This is a genomic window from Lysobacter lycopersici (genome assembly GCF_007556775.1).
Taxonomy (GTDB): domain Bacteria; phylum Pseudomonadota; class Gammaproteobacteria; order Xanthomonadales; family Xanthomonadaceae; genus Pseudoluteimonas; species Pseudoluteimonas lycopersici.
In genome coordinates, this window is sequence record NZ_CP041742.1 from 619,051 (window position 1) to 644,536 (window position 25,486).

21 protein-coding genes and 1 tRNA gene are annotated in these 25,486 nt (G+C 67.2%); 8 read left to right on the forward strand and 14 right to left on the reverse strand.

Going from position 1 to position 25,486, the window contains the following annotated elements:
• Positions 1–51: 51 nt before the first annotated feature.
• From FNZ56_RS03175 to FNZ56_RS03195, 5 genes are read right to left on the reverse strand one after another with little or no spacing between them, the layout of a single operon-like run.
• Positions 52–3,159, reverse strand: coding sequence for an efflux RND transporter permease subunit (locus FNZ56_RS03175; protein ID WP_143878460.1), 3,108 nt, complete (start codon positions 3,157–3,159; stop codon positions 52–54).
• 12 nt (positions 3,160–3,171) lie between these two features.
• Positions 3,172–3,909, reverse strand: a complete 738-nt coding sequence (locus tag FNZ56_RS03180; protein WP_143880247.1) for a DUF4386 domain-containing protein — start codon at positions 3,907–3,909, stop codon at positions 3,172–3,174.
• Between the two features lie 2 nt (positions 3,910–3,911).
• On the reverse strand, positions 3,912–4,352 hold the full coding sequence (locus FNZ56_RS03185; RefSeq protein WP_143878461.1) for a DUF6326 family protein: 441 nt from the start codon (positions 4,350–4,352) through the stop codon (positions 3,912–3,914).
• Positions 4,349–7,828, reverse strand: coding sequence for an efflux RND transporter permease subunit (locus FNZ56_RS03190; RefSeq protein ID WP_143878462.1), 3,480 nt, complete (start codon positions 7,826–7,828; stop codon positions 4,349–4,351). Before FNZ56_RS03190 ends, FNZ56_RS03185 begins: the two co-directional genes overlap by 4 nt.
• Entirely contained in the window at positions 7,825–8,976 is a 1,152-nt protein-coding gene (locus FNZ56_RS03195) for an efflux RND transporter periplasmic adaptor subunit (protein WP_143878463.1), read from the reverse strand. Before FNZ56_RS03195 ends, FNZ56_RS03190 begins: the two co-directional genes overlap by 4 nt.
• 193 nt (positions 8,977–9,169) lie before the next feature.
• Here FNZ56_RS03195 and FNZ56_RS03200 point away from each other — a divergent pair, with 193 nt between their 5' ends.
• The 3 genes from FNZ56_RS03200 to FNZ56_RS03210 all read left to right on the forward strand — a co-directional run bounded on the left by FNZ56_RS03200 (position 9,170) and on the right by FNZ56_RS03210 (position 10,492).
• Positions 9,170–9,559, forward strand: a complete 390-nt coding sequence (locus FNZ56_RS03200) for a c-type cytochrome (protein WP_143878464.1) — start codon at positions 9,170–9,172, stop codon at positions 9,557–9,559.
• An 8-nt stretch (positions 9,560–9,567) separates the two neighbouring features.
• Positions 9,568–10,008: a c-type cytochrome gene (locus FNZ56_RS03205; RefSeq protein WP_143878465.1), complete on the forward strand. Its 441-nt coding sequence runs from the start codon at positions 9,568–9,570 to the stop codon at positions 10,006–10,008.
• Between the two features lie 139 nt (positions 10,009–10,147).
• Positions 10,148–10,492 (forward strand): Imm8 family immunity protein, encoded by a 345-nt coding sequence (locus tag FNZ56_RS03210; protein WP_143878466.1) that lies wholly within the window; start codon positions 10,148–10,150, stop codon positions 10,490–10,492.
• A gap of 93 nt (positions 10,493–10,585) precedes the next feature.
• Here FNZ56_RS03210 and FNZ56_RS03215 read toward each other — a convergent pair whose 3' ends face one another.
• Both FNZ56_RS03215 and FNZ56_RS03220 read right to left on the reverse strand, forming a co-directional pair.
• Positions 10,586–12,226: a hypothetical protein gene (locus tag FNZ56_RS03215; RefSeq protein ID WP_143878467.1), complete on the reverse strand. Its 1,641-nt coding sequence runs from the start codon at positions 12,224–12,226 to the stop codon at positions 10,586–10,588.
• Between the two features lie 19 nt (positions 12,227–12,245).
• Positions 12,246–12,839: an NfuA family Fe-S biogenesis protein gene (locus FNZ56_RS03220; protein ID WP_143878468.1), complete on the reverse strand. Its 594-nt coding sequence runs from the start codon at positions 12,837–12,839 to the stop codon at positions 12,246–12,248.
• 81 nt (positions 12,840–12,920) lie between these two features.
• On the opposite strand from FNZ56_RS03220, the gene FNZ56_RS03225 reads away from it, so the two are divergent.
• Positions 12,921–13,262 carry a 4a-hydroxytetrahydrobiopterin dehydratase gene (locus tag FNZ56_RS03225; RefSeq protein ID WP_143878469.1) on the forward strand — a complete coding sequence of 114 codons (342 nt, stop codon included), beginning with the start codon at positions 12,921–12,923 and terminating at the stop codon, positions 13,260–13,262.
• A gap of 68 nt (positions 13,263–13,330) precedes the next feature.
• Here FNZ56_RS03225 and FNZ56_RS03230 read toward each other — a convergent pair whose 3' ends face one another.
• Positions 13,331–14,299, reverse strand: a complete 969-nt coding sequence (locus FNZ56_RS03230) for an RluA family pseudouridine synthase (protein WP_143878470.1) — start codon at positions 14,297–14,299, stop codon at positions 13,331–13,333.
• A gap of 414 nt (positions 14,300–14,713) precedes the next feature.
• On the opposite strand from FNZ56_RS03230, the gene FNZ56_RS03235 reads away from it, so the two are divergent.
• Positions 14,714–17,593 carry an Rne/Rng family ribonuclease gene (locus tag FNZ56_RS03235; protein ID WP_143878471.1) on the forward strand — a complete coding sequence of 960 codons (2,880 nt, stop codon included), beginning with the start codon at positions 14,714–14,716 and terminating at the stop codon, positions 17,591–17,593.
• Positions 17,594–17,611: 18 nt separating this feature from the next.
• On the opposite strand, the gene FNZ56_RS03240 is transcribed toward FNZ56_RS03235, so the two are convergent.
• From FNZ56_RS03240 to FNZ56_RS03250, 3 genes are all read right to left on the reverse strand, one after another.
• On the reverse strand, positions 17,612–18,259 hold the full coding sequence (locus FNZ56_RS03240; protein WP_143878472.1) for a response regulator: 648 nt from the start codon (positions 18,257–18,259) through the stop codon (positions 17,612–17,614).
• Between the two features lie 214 nt (positions 18,260–18,473).
• Positions 18,474–18,563: transfer RNA gene (locus FNZ56_RS03245), tRNA-Ser, on the reverse strand.
• A gap of 14 nt (positions 18,564–18,577) precedes the next feature.
• A complete protein-coding gene (locus FNZ56_RS03250) occupies positions 18,578–19,540 on the reverse strand; it encodes a LysR family transcriptional regulator (protein WP_143878473.1) in 963 nt (320 codons plus the stop codon).
• A 115-nt stretch (positions 19,541–19,655) separates the two neighbouring features.
• Between FNZ56_RS03250 and FNZ56_RS03255 the strand changes: the two genes are divergently transcribed.
• The gene (locus FNZ56_RS03255; RefSeq protein WP_143878474.1) at positions 19,656–20,243 is read left to right on the forward strand and encodes an FMN-dependent NADH-azoreductase; all 588 of its coding nucleotides are present in this window, start codon (positions 19,656–19,658) and stop codon (positions 20,241–20,243) included.
• Positions 20,244–20,302: 59 nt separating this feature from the next.
• On the opposite strand, the gene serS is transcribed toward FNZ56_RS03255, so the two are convergent.
• Positions 20,303–21,583: a serine--tRNA ligase gene (gene serS, locus FNZ56_RS03260; protein ID WP_143878475.1), complete on the reverse strand. Its 1,281-nt coding sequence runs from the start codon at positions 21,581–21,583 to the stop codon at positions 20,303–20,305.
• 111 nt (positions 21,584–21,694) lie between these two features.
• Between serS and FNZ56_RS03265 the strand changes: the two genes are divergently transcribed.
• Both FNZ56_RS03265 and FNZ56_RS03270 read left to right on the forward strand, forming a co-directional pair.
• Complete coding sequence (locus tag FNZ56_RS03265; RefSeq protein ID WP_143878476.1) at positions 21,695–22,345, forward strand: energy transducer TonB; 651 nt, start codon at positions 21,695–21,697, stop codon at positions 22,343–22,345.
• Positions 22,346–22,441: 96 nt separating this feature from the next.
• Positions 22,442–23,026, forward strand: coding sequence for an energy transducer TonB (locus tag FNZ56_RS03270; RefSeq protein WP_143878477.1), 585 nt, complete (start codon positions 22,442–22,444; stop codon positions 23,024–23,026).
• A gap of 27 nt (positions 23,027–23,053) precedes the next feature.
• Here FNZ56_RS03270 and aroA read toward each other — a convergent pair whose 3' ends face one another.
• Together aroA and hisC are read right to left on the reverse strand one after the other, a co-directional pair.
• Positions 23,054–24,376, reverse strand: a complete 1,323-nt coding sequence (aroA, locus tag FNZ56_RS03275; RefSeq protein WP_143878478.1) for a 3-phosphoshikimate 1-carboxyvinyltransferase — start codon at positions 24,374–24,376, stop codon at positions 23,054–23,056.
• A complete protein-coding gene (gene hisC, locus FNZ56_RS03280; RefSeq protein ID WP_143878479.1) occupies positions 24,373–25,485 on the reverse strand; it encodes a histidinol-phosphate transaminase in 1,113 nt (370 codons plus the stop codon). The genes aroA and hisC overlap by 4 nt, the downstream gene beginning before the upstream one ends.
• Position 25,486: the final 1 nt, after the last annotated feature.

A 25,486-nucleotide genomic window follows, 5' to 3' on the forward strand; every position in this document is an offset into this window, starting at 1 on the left:
GCCCTGCGGGCACCCTCTCCCACGCTTCGCGGGGAGAGGGAAATGCAAAAGTCACTCCGCACTGATCGCCGCAACCGCCGCCGGCTGCAATTGCTGGCCGCGACGCAGTTTCGCGCGTTCGACCAGTTTCCGCGTCGCGTTGCGCAGGTCGTCGAGCATCGCGTAGATCGTCGGCAGGAACAGCAGGCTCACAACCGTCGAGAACGCCAGCCCGCCGGCGATCGCACGCGCCATCGGGTAATACGGCGGGCCGTCGCCACCGATCTGCGTCGTGGTCATCGCGATCGGCACCATCGCCAGGATCGCCGTGCCCATCGTCATCAAAATCGGGCGCAGGCGCTCGCGGCTGCCTTCCACCAACGCCTCGGTGCGCGACAGCCCGCGCCGGCGCAGGTTGTTGATGTGCTCGATCATCACGATGCCGTTGTTCACCACCACGCCCATCAACACCAGGATGCCGATGAACGCCATAATGTTGAACTCGGTGCCGGTGATCCAGAACAACCAGAACACCCCGAACACCGAGAACAGCACGCCGGACATGATCGCCGAGGGGAACAGCAGCGATTCGAACACCGCCGCCATCACCACGTAGATCATCACCAGCGCGATCAGCAGGTTGAAGTTCATCTGCTTCATCGCGTCCTGGTCGTCCTGGAAGCCGCCGCCGTCGAAGCTGTAACCGTAGCCATCGGGGAAGGCCACGCCCTTGAGCGTTTCTTCCATCGCCTTCTGCGCTTCGGGCATGGTCACCTTGGGCGCAAGGTTGGCCTTGATCGTCAGCGTGGTCTGGCGGTTGCTGCGCTGGATCTGGGTCGCCGCCGGCTTCACCTGCACGTCCACCATCGCCAGCAGCGGCACGCTGCGGCCATCGGGCGAACGCACGGTGAAACCGGACAGGTCCTCGACCCGGTAATCCTGCGCGCCGGCGAAGCGCACCCACACCGGCACTTCGTTGTCGCCGCGGCGGAATTCGCGCAACGGCGCGCCGCGCAGCGCGAGCCCGACGAACTCCGCGACCTGCTGCGCGCTGAAACCGAAGGCCGCCGCACGTTCCCGGTCGACGTGCACGTTGAGCTCGGTATTCTGGTCGCCGGCATCGACGCGAACGTCGCGCAGTTCCTTGCGGTGGGCGAGGATGGGCACGATATCGTCGCCGATCGCGTGCAATACCTGGGTCGAATCGCCGACCAGCTGCACCTGCACGTTCTGCCCGGGCTGCCCGCTGCCCGGACCGCCGCCGTCGTTGCCGATGCCGATGTCGGCGCGCGCGGACTTCGGCAATTCCTTGCGGATCGCCTCGATCAGTGGCTTGGTCGCCCCCGCCTTCTTGGTATCGAAGGTCAGGCGCGTACCGGCGTCGCCCTGCTCGCTCCACCACGAGTAAACCTGGGTGACGTGGAAGCGCTTGCGGTTGGCGTTGACGAAGTCCTCGACGCGCAGGATCTCCGCCGACATCTGCTCCTTGGTGTAGCTGCCCTTCCACTGGTAGTAGATGTTGGTCTCGCCGCCGTCGTCGCCGCCGAACATGTTTTTCTTGGTGAGCGCCATCGGCACGAAGCTGATCGCGATGATCAGCACGATGCCCGCCACGCTCCAGCCGCGGTGTTCCAGCGTCCAGCGCAACAGCTTCGCGTAGCGCTTCTGCAGGCGCGGGATCAGGCCGCGTTCGTCGCGGACGGCGGGCGGCGTCTTCAACCGCGCCGAGATCATCGGGATCAGGCTCACCGCCACCAGCCACGACGCCAGCAGCGAGACCGAGATGGTGATCGCGATCTGGGCGAGGTAGATGCTGAGGAAGTTGCGTTCGCCGAACAGGTTGGGCACGAACACGATGCAGTGGCAGAGCGTGCCCGCGGTCAGGGCGATGGCCACGTGGCGGGTGCCGAGGATCGACGCCAGCCGCGGCTGGTCCGGCATGCGCTCGCGTTCCTGGTAGATGCTTTCGACCACGACCACCGCGTTGTCGACCAGCATGCCGACCGCAAGCAACAGGCCCATCATCGACAGGATGTTGAGGGTCACGCCGGCGAAGTACATGAAGCCCAGCGTCATCACGAAGCAGATCGGGATGGCCAGCGTCACCATCAGGGTCGACGGCCAGTGGCGCAGGAAGAAATACAGCACGGTGATCGACAGCAGCAGGCCGATGCCGCCGGCCTCCGCGAGTTCGGTCAGCGAACTGGTCACGTTGTCGCCGAGGTCCTGGATGATCTTGACCTGCAGGTCGGACAGGTCCGGTTGCGCGCGGATCGCGTTCACTTCCGCCAGCGCGTCCCGCGACACCTGCACCAGGTTCGCGTTGCGCTCCTTGAAGATGTCCAGGCCCACCGCGCGTTCGCCGTCGAGGCGGCGGTCGGCATCGCTCTCGCCAGGCTTCAGGCGCACGTCGGCGATGTCGCCCAGGCGCGTGCCGTCCTGTGCGATCACCAGGTCGCGCAGTTGCTGCAGGTCGGTGATTTCCCCCACCGGTTGCACGCGCAGGCGCCTGCCGCCGTCGTCGATCTCGCCGGCCGACACCGAGAAGTTCACCGTCTGCAGCCGGGTGCTGAGGTCGTTGAGGCCGATGCCGTGCGCGGTCAGGCGATCGGGAAGCACCGCGATCTCGACCTCGTTCTGCGGCGCGCCGGACACTTCGACGCGCGCGACGCCGGGAATCCGCTCCAGCCGCCGCTTGAACTCGCGGTCGATCATGTCGTACTGGCTGGTCAGGTCCTGCTTGCTGGCGAGGCGCACGCGCAGCACCGGCTGGTCCGTGGTCGAGAACTTCAGCACCTGGTAGCGCTTGAGGTCGTCGGGCAGTTCGTCGCGGATCGCGTCGAGCCGTTCGCGCGCCTCGGACGCGGCGATGGCGACGTCGCGGCTCCAGTCGGAGAACTGCATGAACACCTGCGCGCCGCTGGAGGTGGCGTTCGAGTCCATGCGCTTGATCCCGCTCATGGTCGCCAGCGCTTCCTCGGCCGGGCGCAGCACCGTGCGTTCCACTTCCTCCGGGGTCGAACCGGCGTACGGCAGCGACACGAAGATGAAGGGCGGCGAGACTTCGGGGAAGGCTTCCAGCGGCAACCGGATCGCCGCGATCAGGCCGATCACGAACAGCGACACGAAGAACATGATCGTCGTGACCGGCCTCTTGATACTGAATTCGGCGATGCTCATGCTGTCTTCGACCTATGGGTTGTTCGCTGCACGAATCGATGCGACCTGTTCCCGCGGCTGGCGCACCCCCACGACCAACAGCCACAGGCAGGTACCGATTTCCCCCGCCGCCGCGGGCAGGCGGACGTAATCGGCAATCGCGGATTCCGCGTAGCCGGGCCACAACAGGTGCCCGAAGACATCGATCAGGTAGCCGAAGCAGCCCGCCATCAACAGGATGCCGAGCAGTCGGGGCAAAAACCCGGACTTGAAGACCAGGTAGCCGAAAGGAAGCAGCCACAATCCCCAGAACACCTCCGAGATGAGCAACCCATTGCGGTAGGCATCCAGCGACAGCATCACCTGGGCATGCAGTTGTTCGCCGGACAACGATCGCAAATGGCTGCCCACGTCTAGGATCGACAACACATCGAGCCTGTGGGTGAGGTTGACGAACGAGACCGGGACACTGGCCAGTGCGAATGCCACCATCAGCGTCGCCGGGGCGACGGCGACTGCTCCGAGCAACCTGTAAAGCGCAATCGGCAGCAACAGGAAGGCGATGTAGCAAACCACGGCCGCCGCGATCCCGGACCGGAATAGCGATTCGGATGCCGTCAGGTTTTGCACCACCGTCGAAGCATCGCCCGACATGGCGATGTGCGAAGGTACGTAAGCCAAGCTGTACATGCCGGCGACGACGACTATCAGATACAGCAGGCCAGCGACTCGCGCGGCTCTGTTCCGATTCCGCTGAAGGGGTTCGTGCATGCTCACGGGCGCTGCTCCGCGGCACGCCTCGGCCATCGCCACGCCTGCCACGCGATGGACAGGGTCAGCGCGATCTCGACCGCACCGAACAGCTTGTAGAAATACCAGGCGCCCTGTACCGCCATCGCCATGACCAGCGCGTAGAACACGCCGAGCACGATGTTGGCCAGGCGGCAGGCGCGTGGCGCCAGCAGCACCGTGAACACCACCATCAACGCGGGCACGATCAGCAGTAGCGAGGTGCCCACCAGTGCGCCCTGCGTCGCCGGGCCGAACGCCAGTTGCCCGCCGATCATTTCCTGCAGCTTCCCCGGGACGTACAACTCGAAATAATCGCCGTAGACGTAGCAGAACATCGTTGCCGCCCACAGCAGCGCCAGTTTCACCCGCACGTTCACCGGCGCCGTATCCAGTGGTGCACGAAACCGCGATCCCGCGCTCATGCCGCGCCCTCGCCCAGCGCATCGCCTTCGTGGCGCAGGCCTTCGGCGACTTCCTCGGCGTCGTGGCGCGCGCGGCGACCGCGTTCGGCGTAGTACTCGTCCGGCTTGCGGTCGAGCAGGTCGTACACCACCGGGATCACCACTAGCGTCAGCAACGTCGACACCAGCAGGCCGCCGATCACCGTGATCGCCATCGGCGAACGCACTTCCGCGCCCTCGCCGAAGGCCAGCGCCAGCGGCAGGAAGCCGAACAACGTGCACAGCGTGGTCATCATGATCGGGCGCAACCGCGATCGCGCACCTTCCACCAACGCCTCACGCTTGTGCACGCCGTGTTCGCGCAACTGGTTGACCTTGTCGATCAGGATGATCGCGTTCTTCACCACCAGCCCGACCAGCAGGATCAGGCCGATGAACACCACCGCCGACACCGGCGAGCGCGTGAGCAGCAGCGCCAGCACCGCGCCGACCATGGCGAGCGGGATAGTGAACAGAATCACGAACGGGTGGAGCAACGATTCGAATTGCGATGCCATCACGAGGTAGACGAGGAACACCGCGAGGCCGAACGCGAACAGCAGCGAGCGCACCGATTCGCCCAGTTCCTCGCCCTGCCCGCCGATGTGCAGGCGCACGTCGGCACCGAGCGGATCGCGCTTCACCATCTCGTTCACCTCGCGCACCGCGGTGCCGAGGTCGATGCCGCGCAGGTTGGACGACACCAGCGCCACGCGGATCTGGTCGGCGCGGTGGATTTCGCTCGGGCCGGTGGTCTGCACGACGTCGGCGACGGAATCGAGCGTCACCGGATTGCCGCCGCCGGGATTCACGATCAGGCGCTTGATGTCCTCCACCGAGGAACGCTGGTCGGCCTGCGCGCGCACCAGCACGTCGATCTTCTTGTCGCGGAAGCTGTAACGCGTGGCGACGTCGCCGGCGACCTTGTTCACCACGATGTCGGCGATCTGGCGCGTGGTCAGGCCGAGCGCGCCGGCGCGCTGCTGGTCGAAGCGGATCTGGATTTCGGGGAAGCCCTGCTCCACCGAGGATTTCACGTCGGCGTAGTGCGGGTTCGCGCGCAGCATCTGCACCAGCTTCTGCCCGGCGCGTTCGATGGTCGGCAAATCCTCGCCGCTGAGTTCGATTTCCAGCGGCGTGGACAGGCTGAACAGCTGCGGACGGCTGAAGTCGACCTGTGCGCCGGTGTGGCCCTGCATGCTCTTGCGCAGGGAATCGGTTTCGCGCGCCTCGACCTGCTTGCTGCCGCCATCGGCCATGATCACGGTCAACTTGCCGATGTTTTCGCCGCTCTCGGTCGGATTCGCGTCGAGCCGGGTACCGGTGCCGCTGACAGCGTACAGCGCGCGGATGCCGTCGTCCTTCGCGTGCTGTTCCTGCAGCGAACGCACCAGCGCGTCGGTTTCGGCGAGCGGCGTGCCCGGCGGCAGTTTCACCGTCATGTCGAAGCGATCCTGCGCCAGCTGCGGGATCAGGTCCGCTCCCAGCATCGGGATCGCAAGCAAGGTCAGCCCGAACGCCACCGCGGCCGCGAACAAGACGCGCTTGGGTCGCAGCAACGCGCCCGGCAGCAGCTTGAGGTAGGCGGATTCGGCACGCGCATACGGCTTCATTGCGAGATCGCTGGCCTTGCGCATCACCGGGCCGACTACGGCCACGATCCCGCGCCAGATGCGCACGACAAGCCACGCGACGCCGAAGAACGCGCCGCGGATGCCGGCGCCAATGCCACGCTTGCCAGTCGCGACCGGCTTCAACCATTTGCGCCCGGGTTGCCACTGCGGATGTGGCGCTTCCTCCGGGAACGCCATCGGCGGACGACCCTTGAGCGCACTGAGCATCGGGATGAGCGTCATCGACACGCACAGCGAAATCGCGATGGCGATCGCCACGGTCAGCGCCTGGTCGCGGAACAACTGGCCGGCGATGCCCTGCACGAACACCAGTGGCAGGAACACCGCGATGGTGGTCAGCGTGGACGCGAACACCGCCATGCTCACCTCGCGCGTGCCGGCGATGGCGGCGTCGATGATGCCGAGCCCGCGTTCACGCGCCTTGGCGATGGATTCGAGCACGACGATGGAATCGTCGACCACCAGGCCGGTCGCCAGCGCAAGGCCGCCGAGCGACATCACGTTGAGGCTGAGGTCCAGCCGGTCCATGAAGAAGAACGTGGCGATGATCGACACCGGCAGCGACAGCGAGATCACGAACGTGCTCCAGCCATCGCGCAGGAACAGGAAGATGATCAGGATCGCCAGCAGGCCGCCGATCACCGCGTCCAGCTTCACGTCGCTGATCGCGTGGCGGATGAACTGCGACTGGTCGTCGATCACGGTCAGTTCGGCATCGGCGGGAATCTGGTCCTTGAGCTGGGCCAGGCGCTTCTGCACCGCGTCCGCGGTGGCCACCGTATTCGCGTCGCCTTCCTTGTAGATCGCCAGTTCCACCGCCTCCTTGCCGCCGAGGCGGATGATCGCCTCGCGTTCCTTGTGGCCCTGGCGCACGGTGGCGATGTCGCCCAGGCGCAGCGCCTGCCCGCCTCCGGCCACCGCCGCGCTGCTGCTGGCGCTGCCCTGCGCGAGGGCCGCCATCACGCTCATGTCGCCGCTGGCGGCCGCGACCCGCATTGCCTGGTCGGCGGCGCTGTCGCCGGCGCTCGCGGCGCGGGTGGTGACCAGCATGTTGCGGATCTGGTCGAGGTCGGCGAACTGGTTGACCGTGCGCACCAGGTAGCGCTGCGAACCTTCCTCGAGCTTGCCGCCCGAGACGTTGATGTTCTCCTGCTGCAGGCGCTGGATCACGGTTTCGATCGGAATGCCGAGCGCGGCGAGCTTCTGCTGGTCGATGTCGACCTGCACTTCGTCCTCGAGGCCGCCGCCGACCTTGACCGCGGCCACGCCGGAGACGGGTTCGAGTTTCTTCTTCAGGTCGTCGTCGGCGTAGCGGCGCAGTTCGGTCAGGCGCCGCAGTTCGTCGCCGCCATTGCCCTTGTCCGACAGCGCGAGGCGCAGGATCGGCTCGGTGGATGGATTGAAGCGCAACAGCACCGGCGCCTTCGCTTCCAGCGGCAGCTGCAGCGCCTCCATCTTGTCGCGCACCTCAAGGCTGGCCTGGTCCATGTCGGTGCCCCAGGCGAATTCCAGCACCACGTCGCTCTGCCCGGTGCGCGAGACCGAGGTGAGCTTGCGCAGGTTCTTGACCACGCCGACCGCTTCCTCGACCGGCTGCGTCACCAGGGTTTCGATTTCCGCGGGCGCGGCGCCGGTGTATTCGGTGCGCACCGTGAGCGTGGGATAGCTGAGGTCGGGCAGCAGGTTGACCTTGAGGTCGCGCAGCGCGATCACGCCGAACAGCACGAAGGTCAGCGTCACCATCGCCACCGTCACCCGGCGACGCGTGCAGAATTCCACGAGGCCGCGCGCGCCGCGCGCAGCCCCGTTCGGCGAGGCGCTCATTGCTTCGCGCCCGACTTCGGCGCGGCGGCCCTGGCGACCGCCTTCGTCGCTTGCGCGCCGAGCACCTGCACCGCGCTGCCTTCGCGCAGCGCGACTTTGCCCGCGGTCACGACCTGATCGCCTTGCTTGAGCCCGGACAGCACTTCGGCCCATTCGCCATCGGTGTAGCCGAGCTTGACCGACACCCGCGCCGCCTTGCCGCCGCGGGCGACGAATACCGCGGGATCGTCCTCGTCGTCGAGCAGCGCGACGCGCGGGATGACCAATGCGTTCGCGCGCTGGTCGTAATCGATGCGAATGCGCCCGAACATGCCCGGCTGCAGCAAGCCGCCACCGTCGAACGCACAGACCACTCGGAAGGTACCGCTGCCTGAATCCACCACCGGCGCGATGCGGTCGACCTTGCCGGCGAAGCTCTTGCCCGGCAACGCATCCACCTGCAACGCGACCGGCAGGCCGGCCTTCAGCGTCTCCAGGTCGCGTTCGGGCACGTTGAGCGTGGCTTCGAGCCGCGAGTTGTCGACGATGCGGAAGATCGGCGTGTTGATCTGCACGAAATTGCCGGGCTTGATCGAACGCGAGGCGATCGTGCCGGAGATCGGCGCGACCACGTCGGTGTAGGAGAGTTCCAACCGGGCCATGTTCCAGACCGCGCGCGCGTTCTCCAGGTCGTACTTGAGCTGGTCAAGGTCGTTGGCGCTGACCATCTTCTGCGCCGCGAGCGTGCGTGCGCGCGAATAGTTGGCTTCGAGCTTGCGCACCTGCGCCTCGGCCTGCGCGGCCTGCAGCGCCGGGCGCGCGCGGTCGATGCGCACCAGCACCTGCCCGGCGCGCACGGCTTGGCCTTCCTGCGCCAGCACCTGCAGTGCCACGCCGGAGGTCTTGGCCACCACCTGCGATTCGCCGCGGGCTTCCAGCGGCGCGGTGCCGCTGTAGCTGGCCGCGATCGGCCGCCGCGCCACGGCGGCGACTTCGACCGGGATGGCGTCCGGACCCTTGTCGGCATCCTTGGCCTGGGCGTCGCCGTCGCCCTTCTTGCAGCCGCCGAGCAGGACCGCCGCGAGGCAGGCGGCGATGGCGAACGCGGGCAACGGGCGCAGGGAACGCCCGGAGGCGAGCCCGGTAAAACGGGGGGAGGAAGGCAGCATCGGGACAGGGCCTGTCTGGTGTTGTAGGTAGGTATATCACCTTGCCTGCGGGCGCCCATGCGCCGAAGGTCATGGTGTCTCTGCAGCGAGGATGCGGCGGCCTCGCGTTTCGTTGCATCTCGACCGCACGCTATACTTTCGTGAATGCGTTTCGCGATGACGAAACGCGCCACTCCAACACCGGGAAAACCCGATGCGACTGTCGACTTTCGCCGCATTCCTCGCCCTTGCGCTGCCCGCCGGCGCCTTCGCCCAGGACGCCGCAACCCCTGCCAGCAGCACGACTCCCGCTGCCGCAGAGCCCGCCCCCGCAACGCCCGCCGCACCAGTCGGCGATGCCACCCGCGGCAAGCCGCTGACCTACACCTGCCAGGGTTGCCACGGCATCACCGGCTACAAGAACGCCTATCCGAACTACCACGTGCCGCGCATCGGCGGGCAGTCGGCGCAGTACCTGACCAACGCGTTGATGGAATACCGCGCCGGCAAGCGCAAGCACCCGACCATGCAGGCGCAGGCGCAGAGCTTCTCGGAGCAGGACATCGCCGACATCGCCGCCTACCTCTCCGGAGTGGACAAGTGAACCGCGCCATGAAGACCCTGTTCCCAGCCCTGCTCTGCGCGTTCGCCCTGTCCGCCTGCGGCGGCGGCAACGACGTCCCGGCCGAGCATTCGCAGGCCGACCGTTCCGAAGGCCACACCTCCTCGTCCGCGGGCCTGCCCGAGGGCCACATCGACGCCGGCAAGCAGCTTGCCGAAACCAAGGGCAAGGCCACCGGCCAGGCCTGCGTGGACTGCCACGGCGCCGAAGGCAATGCGCCGATCGATGCGACCTACCCGAAGATCGGCGGCCAGTACCACGATTACATCGCGCACTCGCTGCAGCTGTACCGCGACGGCGACCGTTCCGGCAGCCCGACGACGGACTTGATGGGTTCGCAGGCGAAGGACCTGACCGACCAGCAGATCGCGGACCTGTCCGCCTATTTCGGTTCGCGCGAAACCAAGTTGCACGACCTGCACACGCAGTAAGCGTTCCGATTCGATGCAACGAAAAAGGAGCCGCGAGGCTCCTTTTTTGTTTCCGCGGAACGGCGATTGACGAGCTCGTGAGAATCGGTCGAATATCGCGATGCACCCCATTCAAGCGGGCTAACAGGCGTTTCTGAGTATGGCTACTCCAAAACTCGTCAATCTAAGCTGCGACCAGCTATCGCGCGATGAGATGCCAGACGATCCTGCAGACTGTTTTCTAGACTTTGTGGCGGTAATCGGTCTTGATGGCATCCGCGGCGACAATTTCCGATTTTACGTCGTGACGCCTAAATCCATGCTCCGATCCGGATACAACGGCTGGTGTAAAGATCACATGCTGCTTCAAGAGTTTTCCTGGTCGCTGGTCGAGAACTTTCTTAATAACCTGCTTCCGTATGTGCACGGTGAGTCTTGGCATGACGTAGCCCGTCAGCTTCATGAATTCATGGACTGGGAGTTCTACAACTATCAGTCCGCATAGGTTGGACTAGGATCAGCCCAACCGTTGCATTGTCGGATGGCACCGATGTCGCGACTTCCGTCGCTCCACAAAAGCGCGGTCTTACCGCAACCATCAAGGCTGCGGCGGTTTCTTCAGGCTGTCCTGGTCTTCCTGCAAATCCGGCTTCCACGGAATATCCGGCGGCGGCCGCGCGACCGCTTCCTGGTCCTTCATGTTCGGATCGGTGACGTAGCAACCGCCGCCGAGTTGCAGGATCGAAATCACGCAATGGATCTTCTTCGAGGTTCCGGGAATCGGGATCTCGGTCTGCTTGATGCCCTTGCGCACCCACTCCTCGAGCAGGGTCTCGCGCGGCAGCCAGTACTGGTCGAAGCGCGTCGGCGTGTAATCGTTCGGCGGGCGCTTCAGCCACGTGCCGTTGCGGTCGATCGCCTCGCGCGTCCACGTGTCGTAACCCGGCGGATAACCACCGCCCGGCTCCGGAGAATTGCCCGCAGGCAAACGCGGCGTGCCATCGGAATTCAACAGCCCCTGCTTGTCGCCGGCATTCGCGCCCGGGCGATTGCGGGTGGAATCGCCCCAATCGTCGCCGCGCTTCGGCGTCAGCCACGCGCCGGGTTTCGCCGCGGTCGATGGCCCGCTGCCTGGCGTAGCGGTATTCGCCAGGGTACCGCTGCTCGGTTGCCGCTTCGCGATATCGACGGGACCCGAGGGCGCGGAACTCGGCGCAGTCGCCGGCGCGGCGCCGGGCGCCAGCGTCGTCGTGGTCCCCGGTTGCAACGGCACCGCGCGCGATTGCAACGGGGCCTGCGCCTGCAACGTCGGCGCGGTCGCCGGTTTCGTTGCCTGCAATGCCGGTGTCGCGACTTGCGGCAAGGCCTGCCGCAGCGGGATTTCGCGCGCGGACAACGCGGGGGTGTTCGCGCGCAGCGTCGGCGTCGCCTGTTGCGCCTGCAATTGCGGCGTCGCCACGTTCGGCAACGGCTGCGGTTGTTCGGCCAGCGGCACCGCGCGCGACTGCAACGGCACTTCGATGCGCGGCTGCGCCGGCGTCGGTTGCAGTTGCGGCGGCGATGTCGGCGGCAATGCGAAGCGCGGATCCGGGAGCGGCGTTTCGGTCACCACCAGCGGCTGGTCGGGCAACGGCATCGCCTCCGCCGGGGTTTGCGCGGGCGGTTGCTCGGAAGTCGCTACGGAAGACGCGGGCGCCGGTGGCTGCGCCGCGGCCGGACTCGCCGCGGGTTTCGCCTGGGTTTGCGTCGCGGGCGCCGCGCTTTCCTTCGCGCCACCGCCTGGCGAATCCGGCGTGCCTTCGCCGATGTATTCCACCTGCACCACGTCTTCGCCCTGCGGCGGCGGCGCGATGCCGATGCGTACCGTCGCCAGCCACAGCAACAGGACGAACAGGACGAGGTGAACGAGCAACGTCGTCGTGAGCGCGACGATGCGATGACGGCGCTGGTCCTCGCTGGCGGGATGCCATTGCTGGCGCCACAGCGCCGCGAAGGATTGCCAATCGTTGAGCAGCGGGCTGCGCGGCGCCGGCCGCGCGAGTTCGCGACCGAGGAAGATCGCGACGATCGCCTCCGCGGTCGCGCCGCGCACCGCATCGATGCGTTCGCGCATCGCCGCGAACCACGCACGCCAGCCCGGCGGGAATTCCCCCGCGGGGCGTGCATCGGCCGCACGGAACCACAATCGCGAACGCGGGCGTTCGAGCAGGGCCGAAATCAGGTCGGATGCGCTGAACACGCGGCGCGCCCGGGTGCCGTCAGGCCACGTCGCGCGGGATGTAGGGCGCGGTGCCGCTGTCGTGGTCGGTGGCGTCGCGCACCGCGGTCACGCCGGGCACCTTCTCCATCAAGGTCTTCTCGATGCCCTGCTTCAACGTCACGTCGGCCATGCCGCAGCCGTGGCAACCGCCGCCGAAGCGCAGCAGCACGGTGCCGTCGGCGCATACTTCCTCCACCGAGACGTGGCCGCGGTGCTGCGCGAGTTGCGGGTTGATCTCGCGTTCGACCACCCAGCGCACGCGTTCGACCAGCGACGCGGAGGCATCCGGCGCCTCGCCCTTGATCCTGGGCGCGCGGATCTGCAACTGGCCGCCGGTCGCGCCGGTTTCGTAATCGATCTCGGCACCGTCAAGGAACGGCACGCTGGCCGCGTCCAGCCATAGGGTGAAACCCTCGCAATCCACCGCCCATTCGTCGCCGGACAGGTCGCCGGGTTCGGCGAACTCCAGGCGCACGTCGGCCGACGGCGTGCCCGCATCCGTCGCCGCGAGCCGCACACCGAGGCCAGGAAGGTCCTCGCGCTGGATCAGCTTGCGGAAGTGCGACTGGGCGGATTCGGAGATCTGGATCATCGCGCGTATTCTAGCCGCGCCCCGCGACGCCCCATGCCGCCATGCGCGCGCATCGCGTCAGCCGCCAGTCAGGAGCCGCCGATGTCCGACCTCGTGCCCCTCGCCCGGGCCCACTGCATCGCCCGCAAGGGTGCCGAACACCGCCTCGGCGAAGCCAGCGTGCGCGAACTGCTGGCGCAGGTCCCGGAATGGGAACTGGCCGAGGACGGCCATGCGCTGGTGCGCACGTTCACGTTTCCCGACTACTACCGGACGATGTCGTTCGTGAACGCGCTGGCCCACGTCGCCAACCGCGAGGACCACCACCCGGACCTGTCGGTGCACTACGACCGCTGCGTGGTGCGCTTCTCCACCCACGACGTCGGCGGCCTGAGCGAGAACGATTTCATCTGCGCGGCGAAGGCCGACGCGTTGACTCGCTGAACCTGTAGGAGCGCACCGCAGGGGCGCGACCATTCGATCACGCGTTATCGCGCCCCTGCGATGCGCTCCTACGCAAGCCGATCCAGCACCGTCGCCAACTCAGGTGCCAGCGGCGCGTTGAGCATGTACGGCGTCTTGCCGCCGTCCAGTGCGAACGACAGCGTCGACGCGTGCAGGAACAGGCGCTTCAGTCCGGCGTTGTCGCGCAGGCGCTTGTTCGCCGCTTCGTCGCCGTACTTGTCGTCGCCTGCGACCGCATGGCCGAGGTGTTGCGCGTGTACGCGGATCTGGTGGGTACGGCCGGTTTCGATCCGTACTTCGCAATAGCTCTGCCCGCCGATGCGTTCGATCACCTTGAAATGGCTGAGCGAAGGCTTGCCGTTGCCGTTGACCTGCACATGGCGCTCGCCGCCCTGGCGCAGGCCGACATGCAACGGCGCATCCACCGACAGCGTTCCGCCCGGCAAGCGCCCGAGCAACAGCGCGAGGTAGCGCTTCTCGATTCCGGCACCGTGGTCCTCGCGCAGCAGGGCCTGCAGTTCGGTCAACGCCGAACGCTTCTTGGCCAGCACCATCAGGCCCGAGGTGTCGCGGTCGAGTCGGTGTACCAGTTCCAGCGGCTGGCCGGGGCGCAGGTTGCGCAGGGTCTCGATCACCCCGAACGACACCCCGCTGCCGCCGTGGCTGGCGATGCCGGAGGGCTTGTTGATCGCCAGCAGGCGCGTGTCCTCGAACACGACGCTGGCTTCCATCGCCGCGAGCAGGCCCTTGGGCGCAGGACCGGTGGATTCGGCCTCGGGCAACCGCACCGGCGGGATCCGGACCTCGTCGCCCGCCTCCAGCCGGCGTTCGGCCTTGGCCCGGCCGCCGTTGACCCGGACCTGGCCGCTGCGCACGATCTTGTAGACCAGCGAACGCGGCGCGCCCTTGAGCTGCCCGAGCAGGAAGTTGTCCAGCCGCTGCCCGGCCCGTTCCGGGTCGACGCGGACCATGCGGACGCCTTGTCCGGCGCTGTCTGAACGGGGTTCGATGGGCATTGATCTGCTACACTCGGGCGGCGAGATAAGGGTTTGATTCCGAAGGAAGAGTTTCCCGGCCGAAAGCCGGCCTCCCCCTTCACCCCGGCGCAGTCCGCGACCACCGCCCCCGGGGCGGCCATGTTAACGGACGCACCGGCAGGCCCGGCCCTCGCCGGCCGCCACATCGTCCGATGCCTGGCGTTCGAGCTGAACACGACCCGCGCGGACCGCCGCCCTTCGGCAGCGACCGCCGGCCCCGCAACACGAAGAAGACAACAAGCGCTCCCGCGGCCCGCCGTGGTGTCGTAGCGCTGGACAACCCAAGGACGCACGCCCGCGCACCGCGCGGCGCGCGCCGGAAGTGACCAGGCGAAACGCCCCGGCGTTCCGCGTGCAGCCCATGTGGGCGAAAAGCGCGCGAGGAACGCAACAATGAAACGCATGCTGATCAACGCCACGCAGGCAGAAGAACTGCGCGTGGCCATCGTCGACGGCCAGACGCTCTACGACATCGACATCGAGCAGCCGTCCCGCGACAACAAGAAATCCAACATCTACAAGGGCCGCATCACCCGGCTCGAACCTTCCCTCGAAGCCGCCTTCGTCGAATACGGCGCCGAGCGCCACGGCTTCCTGCCGCTGAAGGAAATCTCCCGCGACTATTTCCAGTCCGGCGTCGACCACAACAAGGCGACGATCCGCGAACTGCTGCGCGAAGGCCAGGAAGTCGTGGTCCAGGTCGACAAGGAGGAACGCGGCAACAAGGGCGCGGCCCTGACCACGTTCATCTCGCTGGCCGGCCGCTACATGGTGCTGATGCCGAACTCGCCCACTGCCGGCGGCGTCTCGCGCCGGATCGAGGGCGACGACCGCGCCGAGCTGAAGAAGGCGATGGACGCGCTGGCCATTCCCGACGACATGGGCGTGATCATCCGCACTGCCGGCGTCGGCCGCGACGCCGAGGAACTGCAGTGGGACCTCGACTACCTGCTGAGCGTGTGGAAGGCCATCGCCGACGCCGCGCTGACAAAACCCGCGCCGTTCCTGATCTACCAGGAATCGCGGCTGATCATCCGCGCCCTGCGCGACTACATGCGCGCCGACATCGGCGAGATCCTGGTCGACACCAGCGAAATGTACGAAGAAGCGAAGGAATTCGTGCAGCAGGTGATGCCGCACAACCTGCGCAAGCTCAAGCACTACACCGACGACACGCCGCTGTTCAACCGCTTCCAGATCGAATCGCAGATCGAGGCCGCCTACAGCCGCAACGTGCGCCTGCCATCCGGCGGCGCGCTGGTGATCGACCAGACCGAGGCGCTGACCGCGATCGACGTGAATTCGGCGCGCGCCACCAAGGGCGGCGACATCGAGGAAACCGCGTTCCATACCAACCTCGAGGCGGCGGAGGAAGTCGCGCGCCAGCTGCGCCTGCGCGACCTCGGCGGCCTGGTGGTGATCGACTTCATCGACATGTCCTCGTCCAAGCACCAGCGCGAGGTCGAGAACAAGCTGCAGAACGCGCTGAAGTACGACCGTGCCCGCATCCAGCTCGGCCGCATCTCGCGCTTCGGCCTGATGGAAATGAGCCGCCAGCGCCTGCGCCCTTCGCTGGGCGAAGCCAGCCAGATCGTGTGCCCGCGCTGCGACGGCCACGGCCGCATGCGCAGCGTGGAATCGCTGGCGCTGTCCATCATCCGCGTCGCCGAGGAGCACGCGATGAAGGACAACACCGGCCAGGTGCTGGTGCAGGCCCCGGTGGAAATCGCGAATTACCTGTTGAACGAGAAGCGCGGCGCGTTGCGCGAGATCGAGGGGCGCCACGATGCGCCCATCGTCATCGTCGCCGACGAACAGCTGCACACGCCCCATTACGAAGTCACGCGCGTCCGCGAGAACGAGCTCGGCGAGGAATCGAACAAGCCCAGCTACCAGCGCGGCACCCCGCGCAAGCTTGCGACGATCGCCCTGACCAAGGCCAACCTCAACGTGCCGGCCGCGCCCGCGGTGAAGAACGTCAAGCCGGCGCAGCCCGCGCCGATGCGCGAGCCGCGCCCGGAACCGGTACAGGACGCGCGTCCCGCACCGGCGCCTGCATTCGCGGCGAAGCCCGCCTCGCCCGGTTTCGTGGGCTGGCTGAAGGGACTGTTCGGTGGCGCCGAATCCGCGCCGCAGCCGCGCGCCCCGGAACCGCGCGAACGCAATGACCGCGGCGAGCGTAGCGAAAGAAGCGGACAGCGCCGCGACGGCCGCGGCAATCGCCAGAACCAGGGCGGCCGCGACGGACGCGACCACCGTCGCGATCGCGATGAGCGTCGCCCGCAGCAGCAACAGGCGCAACAGGGCTCGCCCAAGCGCCAGGACGGCAACAAGCCCGCGCAACAGCAGCAGCAACAACAGCAGAAGCCGAAGCAGGAAAAGCAGCGGCAGGAGCAGCAGGCGAAGCCGCAGGATTCCAGCCGCCAGCAACCGCAGCAGCCGGCAAAGGAAGCGCCGAAGCCGCGCGTCGAAACCGTGCAGCCCGCGCGCAACGACGAAGCCCTCGTCGATACCGCCGTCGTGCTCGCGCCGGTGCCGATGATCGATCCTGCCGCAGATGCCGTGCACGCCGTCGCGGAAGCAAACGAAGCCGCGACCGCCGCGGATCCCGCCGCCGAAAACGCCAATGGCGAAGGCGGAAGTCGCCGCCGCCGTGGCCGTCGTGGCGGTCGTCGTCGCCGCAACAAGCAGGGGGCCGAAGGCGCAGCCGCTGGTGGCGTGGACGCGATGGACGACGAAGATTCCATCGACACTCCGCTACAGTCGCAGCCGGAGTTCGACTTCGCGGATGCATCGTCGACAACGCCTTCTGTCGCGCCCGCCAGCAGGGGACCGATCGAAGCCACCAGCGCCGATGTCCCGCCGCCGGTTTCGATGCCTTCCGTCGTGAACGACCAGGCCTCGTCGGTCGTCGTGCCCGAGCCGACTGCGAACGAAGTGGTAGCTGAACCCGTCGCGCCCATCGCGGACGAAGTCGCGCCGGCGATGATCGAACCTGCGTCGCAAGCGATCCAGGCGGCTGTCGCGGAAGAAGCCCCCGCCGCGATCGAGACAGCCGCTATCGTCGAAGAAACGCCCATCGCGTTCGCGCCGGCGCCGTCGACGTCGGTCGTCGACGCCAACGTGGAACCGGCCATCCAGGCGGGCGAAGAATCCATCGATGCGGATGCCGCAACCGGCTCGGTCGCCGTGTCGAATGCAGAGGCGCAAGCCGAAGTCGATGCGGAAGCCGGCGAAACCCCGGCTCCGCGCGAGGAATCTCCTCTGGCGTGATCGCGTGGCCCGCGCGTGTCAGACGACGCGCGCGGGTTCCATCAGGCCGTACTGCCCGGCGAGGCGCGCCAGCGCGATGCTGTCGCCGACACCGAGTTTCTCGAACACGTGGGTCTTGTGCGTGTTCACCGTCTTCGGGCTCAGGCACAGGCGCTCGGCGATTTCCGCCTGGCGCAGGCCGTTGACCAGCAGCATTGCGACCTCGAGTTCGCGCGTGGACAGTTCGTCGAACGGCGAGCTTTCGCCGGTCATGCCGGACAGCGCCATGTTCTGCGCGATGTTGCTGGCGAGGAAACGCCGCCCGCGGGCGACATCGCGCACCGCGCGCAGCAGTTCCGCCGAATCGCCGCCCTTGCCGACATAACCTGACGCGCCGGCTTCGATCAGGCGCTTGGGCATCGGTCCGTCCTCCAGCACCGAGACCACGATCACCTTCGTGCCCTCGATGCCGCGGACGATGCGTTCGGTGACCTCGAGGCCACTGATCCCGGGCAGGTGCAGGTCGCACAGCACCACGTCGGGCTTGAGCTTGCGCACCTGCTGCAGGCCGTCCTCGCCATTGTCGGCCTCGCCGACCACGTCGATGTCCGTTTCAGCGGACAGGATCATGCGCATGCCCACGCGCACCAGCGCATGGTCGTCGATCAGGAACACGCGAATCGCCATCGACCTTCCCCCGAAGTTGCGATAACGGCATGTTCGCCGCCACCGCCATGCCCCGGCATCAGCCGGGCACGGGCCGGAGTGTAGGAAAAATCCGAGGGAGGGGGTGAAAGTGGCGGAAGCGGTGAGATTGACTCGGGCCATCTATGGCCCTCGCCCTGCGGGCGGCTTCGCCGTCCACATCGGCATTCCATGCCGATGTGTCGAACTCATGGATTGGCGGAAGCGGTGAGATTCGAACTCACGGACGGTTCGACCCGTCGCCGGTTTTCAAGACCGGTGCCTTAAACCGCTCGGCCACGCTTCCGTACTGCGCGCACCCTAACGGTTGCCGCGCTTGCCCTCAACCTTCTTGCCCTGCGCCTCGCTGCAACTGAGCCGGCTTTCCTCGATCAGCTTCGGCATCTTCTCGGCCAGGTAATCGATGAACACCCGCACCGCCGGCAGCAGGCCGCGGCGCGAGGCGAAAACCGCGTGCGCGGTGCCCTGCGGCAGGCGCCATTCCCGCAGCACCACTTCCAGTTCGCCGGCGCGCACCGCATCCGCGCACAGGGTTTCCGGCAGCATGGTGATGCCGATGCCCTGCTTCGCCAGCGCCATCAGCATCGGGAAATCGAAACCGGCGACGCGCGGCTTGAGCGCGATCTTGCGGGTCTCGCCGTCGCGGTGCAGTTCCCAGTGCTGCCTGGCTTCGTCTTCGCCCATGCTCAGGGTCACGTGCTTGTCGAGATCCTCCGGCGTTTGCGGCCGGCCCATGCGGTCGAGGTATTTCGGGCTGGCGACCAACAGTTCCTGCACCTGGCCGAAGCTGCGCATCACCAGGCTGCCGTCGTCGTCGAGTTTGTTGCGCACGCGGATCGCGACATCGAAGCCTTCGTTGATCACATCCACGCGCCGGTTGCTGACGTGCAACTGCACGCGCACCTGCGGGTAGCGCGCGAGGAACTCGGGCAGCAACAGCGGCATCTGCTGCTGCGCCAGCCCCACCGGCACGCTGACGCGCACCACGCCGCGCGGTTCCGCGCTCAGGCGATCCACCGCCTCGCGCGCGGCCTGCGCCTCGGCCAGCATGGATTGCGCGTGGCGATGCACGCTGGTGCCGACGTCGGTGACCGCGAAGCGGCGCGTGGAACGCTGCAGCAGGCGCACGCCGAGTTCGCCTTCCAGCGCGCTGATGCGCCGGCTCAGGCGCGACTTGGGGATGCCCAGCGCGCGTTCTGCCGCGGCGAAGCCGCCGTGGTCCACCACCGCCGCGAAGTAATACAGGTCGTTGAGGTCGTTCATTCGAACAATTCCATTGGTGGAACGATTCGTCATATCTGACCACGTTTATTCCACAAAAGCAACGACCTAGATTGGTTGCCAACGCGGCATCCGCCGCACCCGACAAGGCAAGGCCATGAAACTCCTGCACCTGGATTCCAGCATCCTCGGCGACAACTCGGCGAGCCGCGCGCTGTCCGCGGCGATCGTGGCACGTTGGCAGCGTGAAACGCCCGGGCTCGAGGTCCTGCACCGCGACCTCGCCGGCGAACATGTCCTTCCCCACCTCGACGGCGCCAGCCTGGCCAAGGCCGATCCGACCGAAGCCGCGCGCTCGACGCGTGCGCTGGAGGACTTCCTCGCCACCGACGTGATCGTGATCGGCGCGCCGATGTACAACTTCGGCATCCCCAGCCAGCTCAAGGCCTGGATCGACCGCGTCATGGTCGCCGGCAAGACCTTCCGCTACACCGCCGAGGGCCCGCAGGGCCTGGCCGGGAACAAGAAGGTGATCGTCGCCGCGACTTACGGCGGCCAGCATCCGCTCGAAAGCGGCCGCAACTTCGTCGAGCCCTACCTGCGCCAGGTCTTCGGCTTCATCGGCATCGCCGATGTCGAATTCGTCGAAGCCGCCGGCCTCAACGTTTCGCCCGAACAGCGCAGCCTGGCGCTGGAAGTGGCGGAACAGCGAATCGAGGCGATTTCGCTGCCGCTGGCGGCGTGATCGCCGGAACGAAACGGGCCCGCAATCCGGGCCCGTTTTCGCATGCACCGAACTAACGATCAGGCGATGCGTTCGACGCCGCCCATGTACGCACGCAGCGCTTCGGGAACGCTGATCGAACCATCCGCGTCCTGGTAGTTCTCCATCACCGCGATCAACGCGCGGCCGACGGCGACGCCGGAACCGTTGAGCGTGTGCACCAGTTCCGGCTTGCCGGTTTCCGGATTGCGCCAACGCGCCTGCATGCGCCGCGCCTGAAAATCGCCACAGTTCGAGCACGAGGAAATCTCGCGGTAGGCTCGCTGCGACGGCAGCCAGACTTCGAGGTCGTAGGTCTTGCGCGCGGCGAAGCCCATGTCGCCGGTGCACAGCAACACCTTGCGGTACGGCAAGCCGAGCTTTTCCAGCACGGTTTCCGCGCAACGGGTCATGCGCTCGTGCTCGGCGTCGGATTCGTCCGGTTTCGCGATCGACACCAATTCCACCTTCTCGAACTGGTGCTGGCGGATCATGCCGCGCACGTCGCGGCCACCGCTGCCGGCCTCGGAGCGGAAGCACAGCGAGTGCGCGGTCATGCGCTTCGGCAAGGCCTCCGCCTCGACGATCTCGTCGCGCACGATGTTGGTGAGCGAGATTTCCGACGTCGAGATCAGGTAGCGGCGGTGTTCGCCCAGTTGCGTGGCGAACATGTCCTCCTCGAACTTCGGCAACTGGCTGGTGCCGTACAGGCTCTCGGCGTTGACGATCACGGGAACGTTGGTTTCCTCGTAACCATGTTCGTTGGCGTGCAGGTCGAGCATGAACTGCGCCAGCGCACGGTGCAGGCGCGCGAGCTGGCCGCGCAGCACGGTGAAGCGCGAACCGGACAGCTTCGCCGCGGTTTCGCCATCGAGCCAGCCGTGGCGCGCGCCGAGCTCGACGTGGTCCTTGGGTTCGAAATCGAAGCTGCGCGGCGTCCCCCACTGCTTCTGCTCGACGTTCTGCGATTCGTCGCTGCCCTGCGGCACCGAATCGTCCGGGATGTTGGGAATGCCCAGCGCGATCGCCTCGATCTCGCCGCGAATGCGATCGAGTTCGACTTCCGAAGCCTTCAATTCCTCGCCGAAGCCGGCGACTTCCGCCATCACCGCGGACACGTCCTCGCCCTTCGCCTTCAGCATCCCGATCTGCTTGCTGCGCGTGTTGCGCAGGTTCTGCAGTTCCTGGGTACGCACCTGGATGCGCTTGCGGTCGGCTTCCAGCGCTTCCAGCCGGCCGACGTCGAGCTCGAAACCCCGGCTGGCGCGCAGGCGCTCGGCGAGTTCGGCGGGGTTGGCGCGCAGCAGGGCGGGATCGAGCATGTCGGCGTGGTTGCGTGGAATGAACGCGCATTATCGCCGCGATGGGCCCGCCGCGGGCCGCGCCGCGACTGGCTGTGCCAGAATCGGGATTCCCCCGAATGCCCTGGCGCCATGTCCGAAACTCCTTCGAATTCCCCGCCCCCGCGCGCCGGGCTGCGCCTCTCGCGCCGCAATTTGCTGATCATCGCCGCGGCCTTCGGCATCGGCCTGCTGCTGTTCCTGCTGCTGTGGGCCGGCCACCGCAACGACAACGATTTCTACCGCGCCGATGCGCCGGTCGCGGGCCCGAGCGGGCAAGTGTTCGAGCCGCTCCCGGTGCCGATGCCGGCCGATGAGGCGGGCAATGCGCCCGCATCGGACGACGAGGATCGCGCGCCGGGCATGGTGGGCATCGACGAAACCCGACCCGCGACGCCTGCTCCGGCGCCGCGCGCGCCGGTGGCGCCGCCATCCGCGCCCACGACACCCATCGCGCCCGCGCAGGCCAACTCCGACCCGGTACTGCAGGGCAAGCCTGCCGCGCCCTACCCGGTCGCGGCGCTGCGCAACGGCGAATCGGGAACGGTGATGTTGCGCGTGACCGTTGGCGCCGACGGCGTTCCCTATGGCATCGCAGTGGCGCGCAGCAGCGGTTCGCGCACGCTGGATCGGGCGGCAATGGGCGCGGTGAAGTCGTGGCGCTTCAACCCGGCGATGCACAACGGACAACCGGTGCCGGCATCGGTTCAGATCCCGGTCAGTTACAACTTAGGGGATCGTTGAAACGGCGTCGACGCAGCGTTAAACCCGTCCATCGCGTGACGCGGCGTGCACGCCGCGCATGGAACCTTCGGTGCAGTTCCCCGGAGGAGTGATGCCATGACCGATACGACCATCCGCTCGGAAACGCCGGTTCCGCCCGAAGAATCCTTGCCGCGCAAGAGCAGCAATCCATTGCTGTGGCTGTTGCTGCTGCTCGCGTTGCTCGCGGCGATCTGGTTCTTCTACAACCGCAGCGCGTCGAGCGTGGCCATCGCGCCAACGACAACGCCCAACATCATCACCGGCGACTCGCAACAGACCGCCGCGCAGGCCGAGCGCGCCCAGGCCGACGCCAACGCCGCACGCAAGGCGGCGCGTGCCGAACGCGCCGCACGCACGCCCGTGGCCAGTAAGCCGCGCATTGCCGATCGTGGCGCCGAGGCGGTCGCGCGCGTGCAACCCAAATACCCGCCGACGGCCTGGCGCAACCGCGAGGAAGGTAGCGTGCTGGTGCGCGCCGACATTGATGCCGACGGCGTGCCCGGCGACGTGAGCGTGGTGCGCCGCAGCGGTTCGCGCGACCTCGACAGCGCCGCGCTCGCCGCGGTGCGCCAGTGGCATTTCCGCCCGGCGATCGAGAACGGCAAGGCGGTCGCGTCCGCGGTCGAAGTCCCGGTCGATTTCAAGCTCGACCAACAGTAAGCCGGCGATGCCCGGCGTGGCCATCGGTCACGCCGGACGCAGGCCGAAGCCGCAACTTCGCGCCAACGCATCGAAGCCGGGAAACGACGTCGCCACGTTGGCGACGTCGCCGATCCGCACCTCGCCATCCGCGCACTGCGCCGCGACCGCGAAGGCCATCGCGATGCGATGGTCGCCGCGGGAATCGATTTCGCCGCCCCGCAGCGTTCCGCTGTGGATCGTGGCGCCATCCGGGGTTTCGTCGACGCGGATGCCGAGCGCACGCAATCCCGCCGCCATCGCCGCGATGCGATCGGATTCCTTGACCCGCAACTCGGCCGCGCCACGCACGACGGTCACGCCTTCGGCGCAAGCCGCGGCGGCGAACAGTGCAGGGAATTCGTCGATCATGTCCGGCACGTGCTCCACCGGCACTTCGATGCCGCGCAGCGGCGCGTGGTGCACGCGCAGGTCGGCGACCGGTTCCCCGCCCTCCTCGCTCGCGTTCGATTCGACGATGTCCGCGCCCATCGCGCGCAATACGTGCAGCAGTCCGATGCGGCGCGGGTTCATCCCGACCTTGCGCAGCAGCAACTCCGAACCGGGCACCAGCGTGGCGGCAACAATGAAGAACGCGGCCGAGGAAAAATCCGCTGGCACGGCGACATCGGTTGCACGCAGCACCCTCCCCCCACGCAGCCGCGCGATTCCTGGCGAGAAATCGATGTCGGCGCCGAACGCCGACAGCATGCGTTCGGTGTAGTCGCGGGTCGCATGCGGTTCGCGCACCACGGTTTCTCCGTCCGCGTAGAGTCCCGCGAGCAATAACGCCGACTTCAACTGCGCACTGGCGACCGGCAAGGCGCAGTCGATGCCCGAGAGCGATTGTCCACCGCGGATGCGCAACGGCGCGCGGCCATCGTCGGAATCGATGCGCGCGCCCATCGCCTCGAGCGGTTCGATCACCCGTCGCATCGGCCGCTTCGACAAGGATTCGTCGCCGACCAGCGTGCTGTCGAATCCTTGCCCGGCCAGCAATCCCGCGAGCAGGCGCATCGCGGTGCCGGCATTGCCGCAGTCGAGCGGAGCGGTCGGCGCGCGCAGGCCATGCAGGCCGACGCCATGGACGATGCGAACGCCCTCGGACGGCGCTTCGATGCGCACGCCGAGCCGTTCGAAGATCGCCGCGGTGGCGCGGGTGTCCTCGCCTTCGAGGAAGCCTTCGATCCGGGTGACGCCTTCGGCGATGGCGCCGAGCATGATCGCCCGGTGCGAAACCGACTTGTCGCCGGGCACGGCGATTTCGCCGCGCAACGACGTTCCCCGCGAGGCGATGTAGGAGCGCACCTGGGCGCGACCGGCGATGCTCATGCAAGCACCTCATCGAGTGCCGCGAGCAAACGACGATTTTCGCTGGCATCGCCGACGGTGATCCGCAGGCATTCCGGCAGGCCGTAGCCCGCCATCGGCCGCAGCACGACGCCGCGCGCGATCAAACCGGCCTCGATGCGCTGTGTTTCCGGCCCGAATTCCACCAGCAGGAAATTCGTGAGCGATGGATGCGCGAAATACCCGCGTTCGCGCAGCGCCGCCGCGAGCATTTCGCGCTGTTCCGCGTTGCGCGCCAGCGACCAGCGCAGGTGCGCTTCGTCGCCGAGCGCGGCCTGCGCCGCGGACAGCCCGACCATGTTGACGTTGAAGCTTTCGCGCACGCGTTCCAGCACCGCGATGCAATCCGGATGCGCGACGGCGTAGCCCACGCGCAGGCCGGCCAGCGCATGCGCCTTGCTGAAGGTGCGGGTGACGAGCAGGTTGGGATATCGCGGTTGCAACACCAACGCCGAAGCATGATCCGGCGCATCGGCGAATTCGGCGTAGGCCTCGTCGACCACCACGATCACCGATTCCGGCACCCGCGCCATGAACGCGGCGAACGCGTCGGCGCCGAACCAGGTCCCGGTGGGATTGTTCGGATTGGCGAGGTAGACGAGGGCCGTCTGCGGCGAAATCGCACCGGCGATGGCATCGAGATCGTGGCCGCGCGGCATCGCCGCGCCGCGCGCGAACGCCGGCACGACCCGCAACGGTGCGCCCGCCGCCTGCGCGGCCAGCGCGTACACGGCGAAACCGAACTGCGAAGCGACGACCTCGCGTCCCGGCCCGGCGAACACCTGCGCGAACTGCATCAGCAATTCGTGCGAACCGTTGCCGAGCATGAGTTGCGAAATTCCGACACCGAGCCTGGCCGCCAACGCCCGCTTCAGGTCGCCGCCAAGCGGATCGGGATAGCGATAGAGCTGGCTCAGCGTTTCCAGCACCGCCTGCGTCGCCGCCGGCGACGGGCCGTGGGGGTTTTCGTTCGAACCGAGCTCGACCAGCACGCCTTCATGCGCGCGCCGCAACGCGACCAGGTCGTGGCCCGGATCGTAGGCGCGCAGGCCGCGGATGCCGGGGTTCGCGATGGCTTCGAAATCGATCATC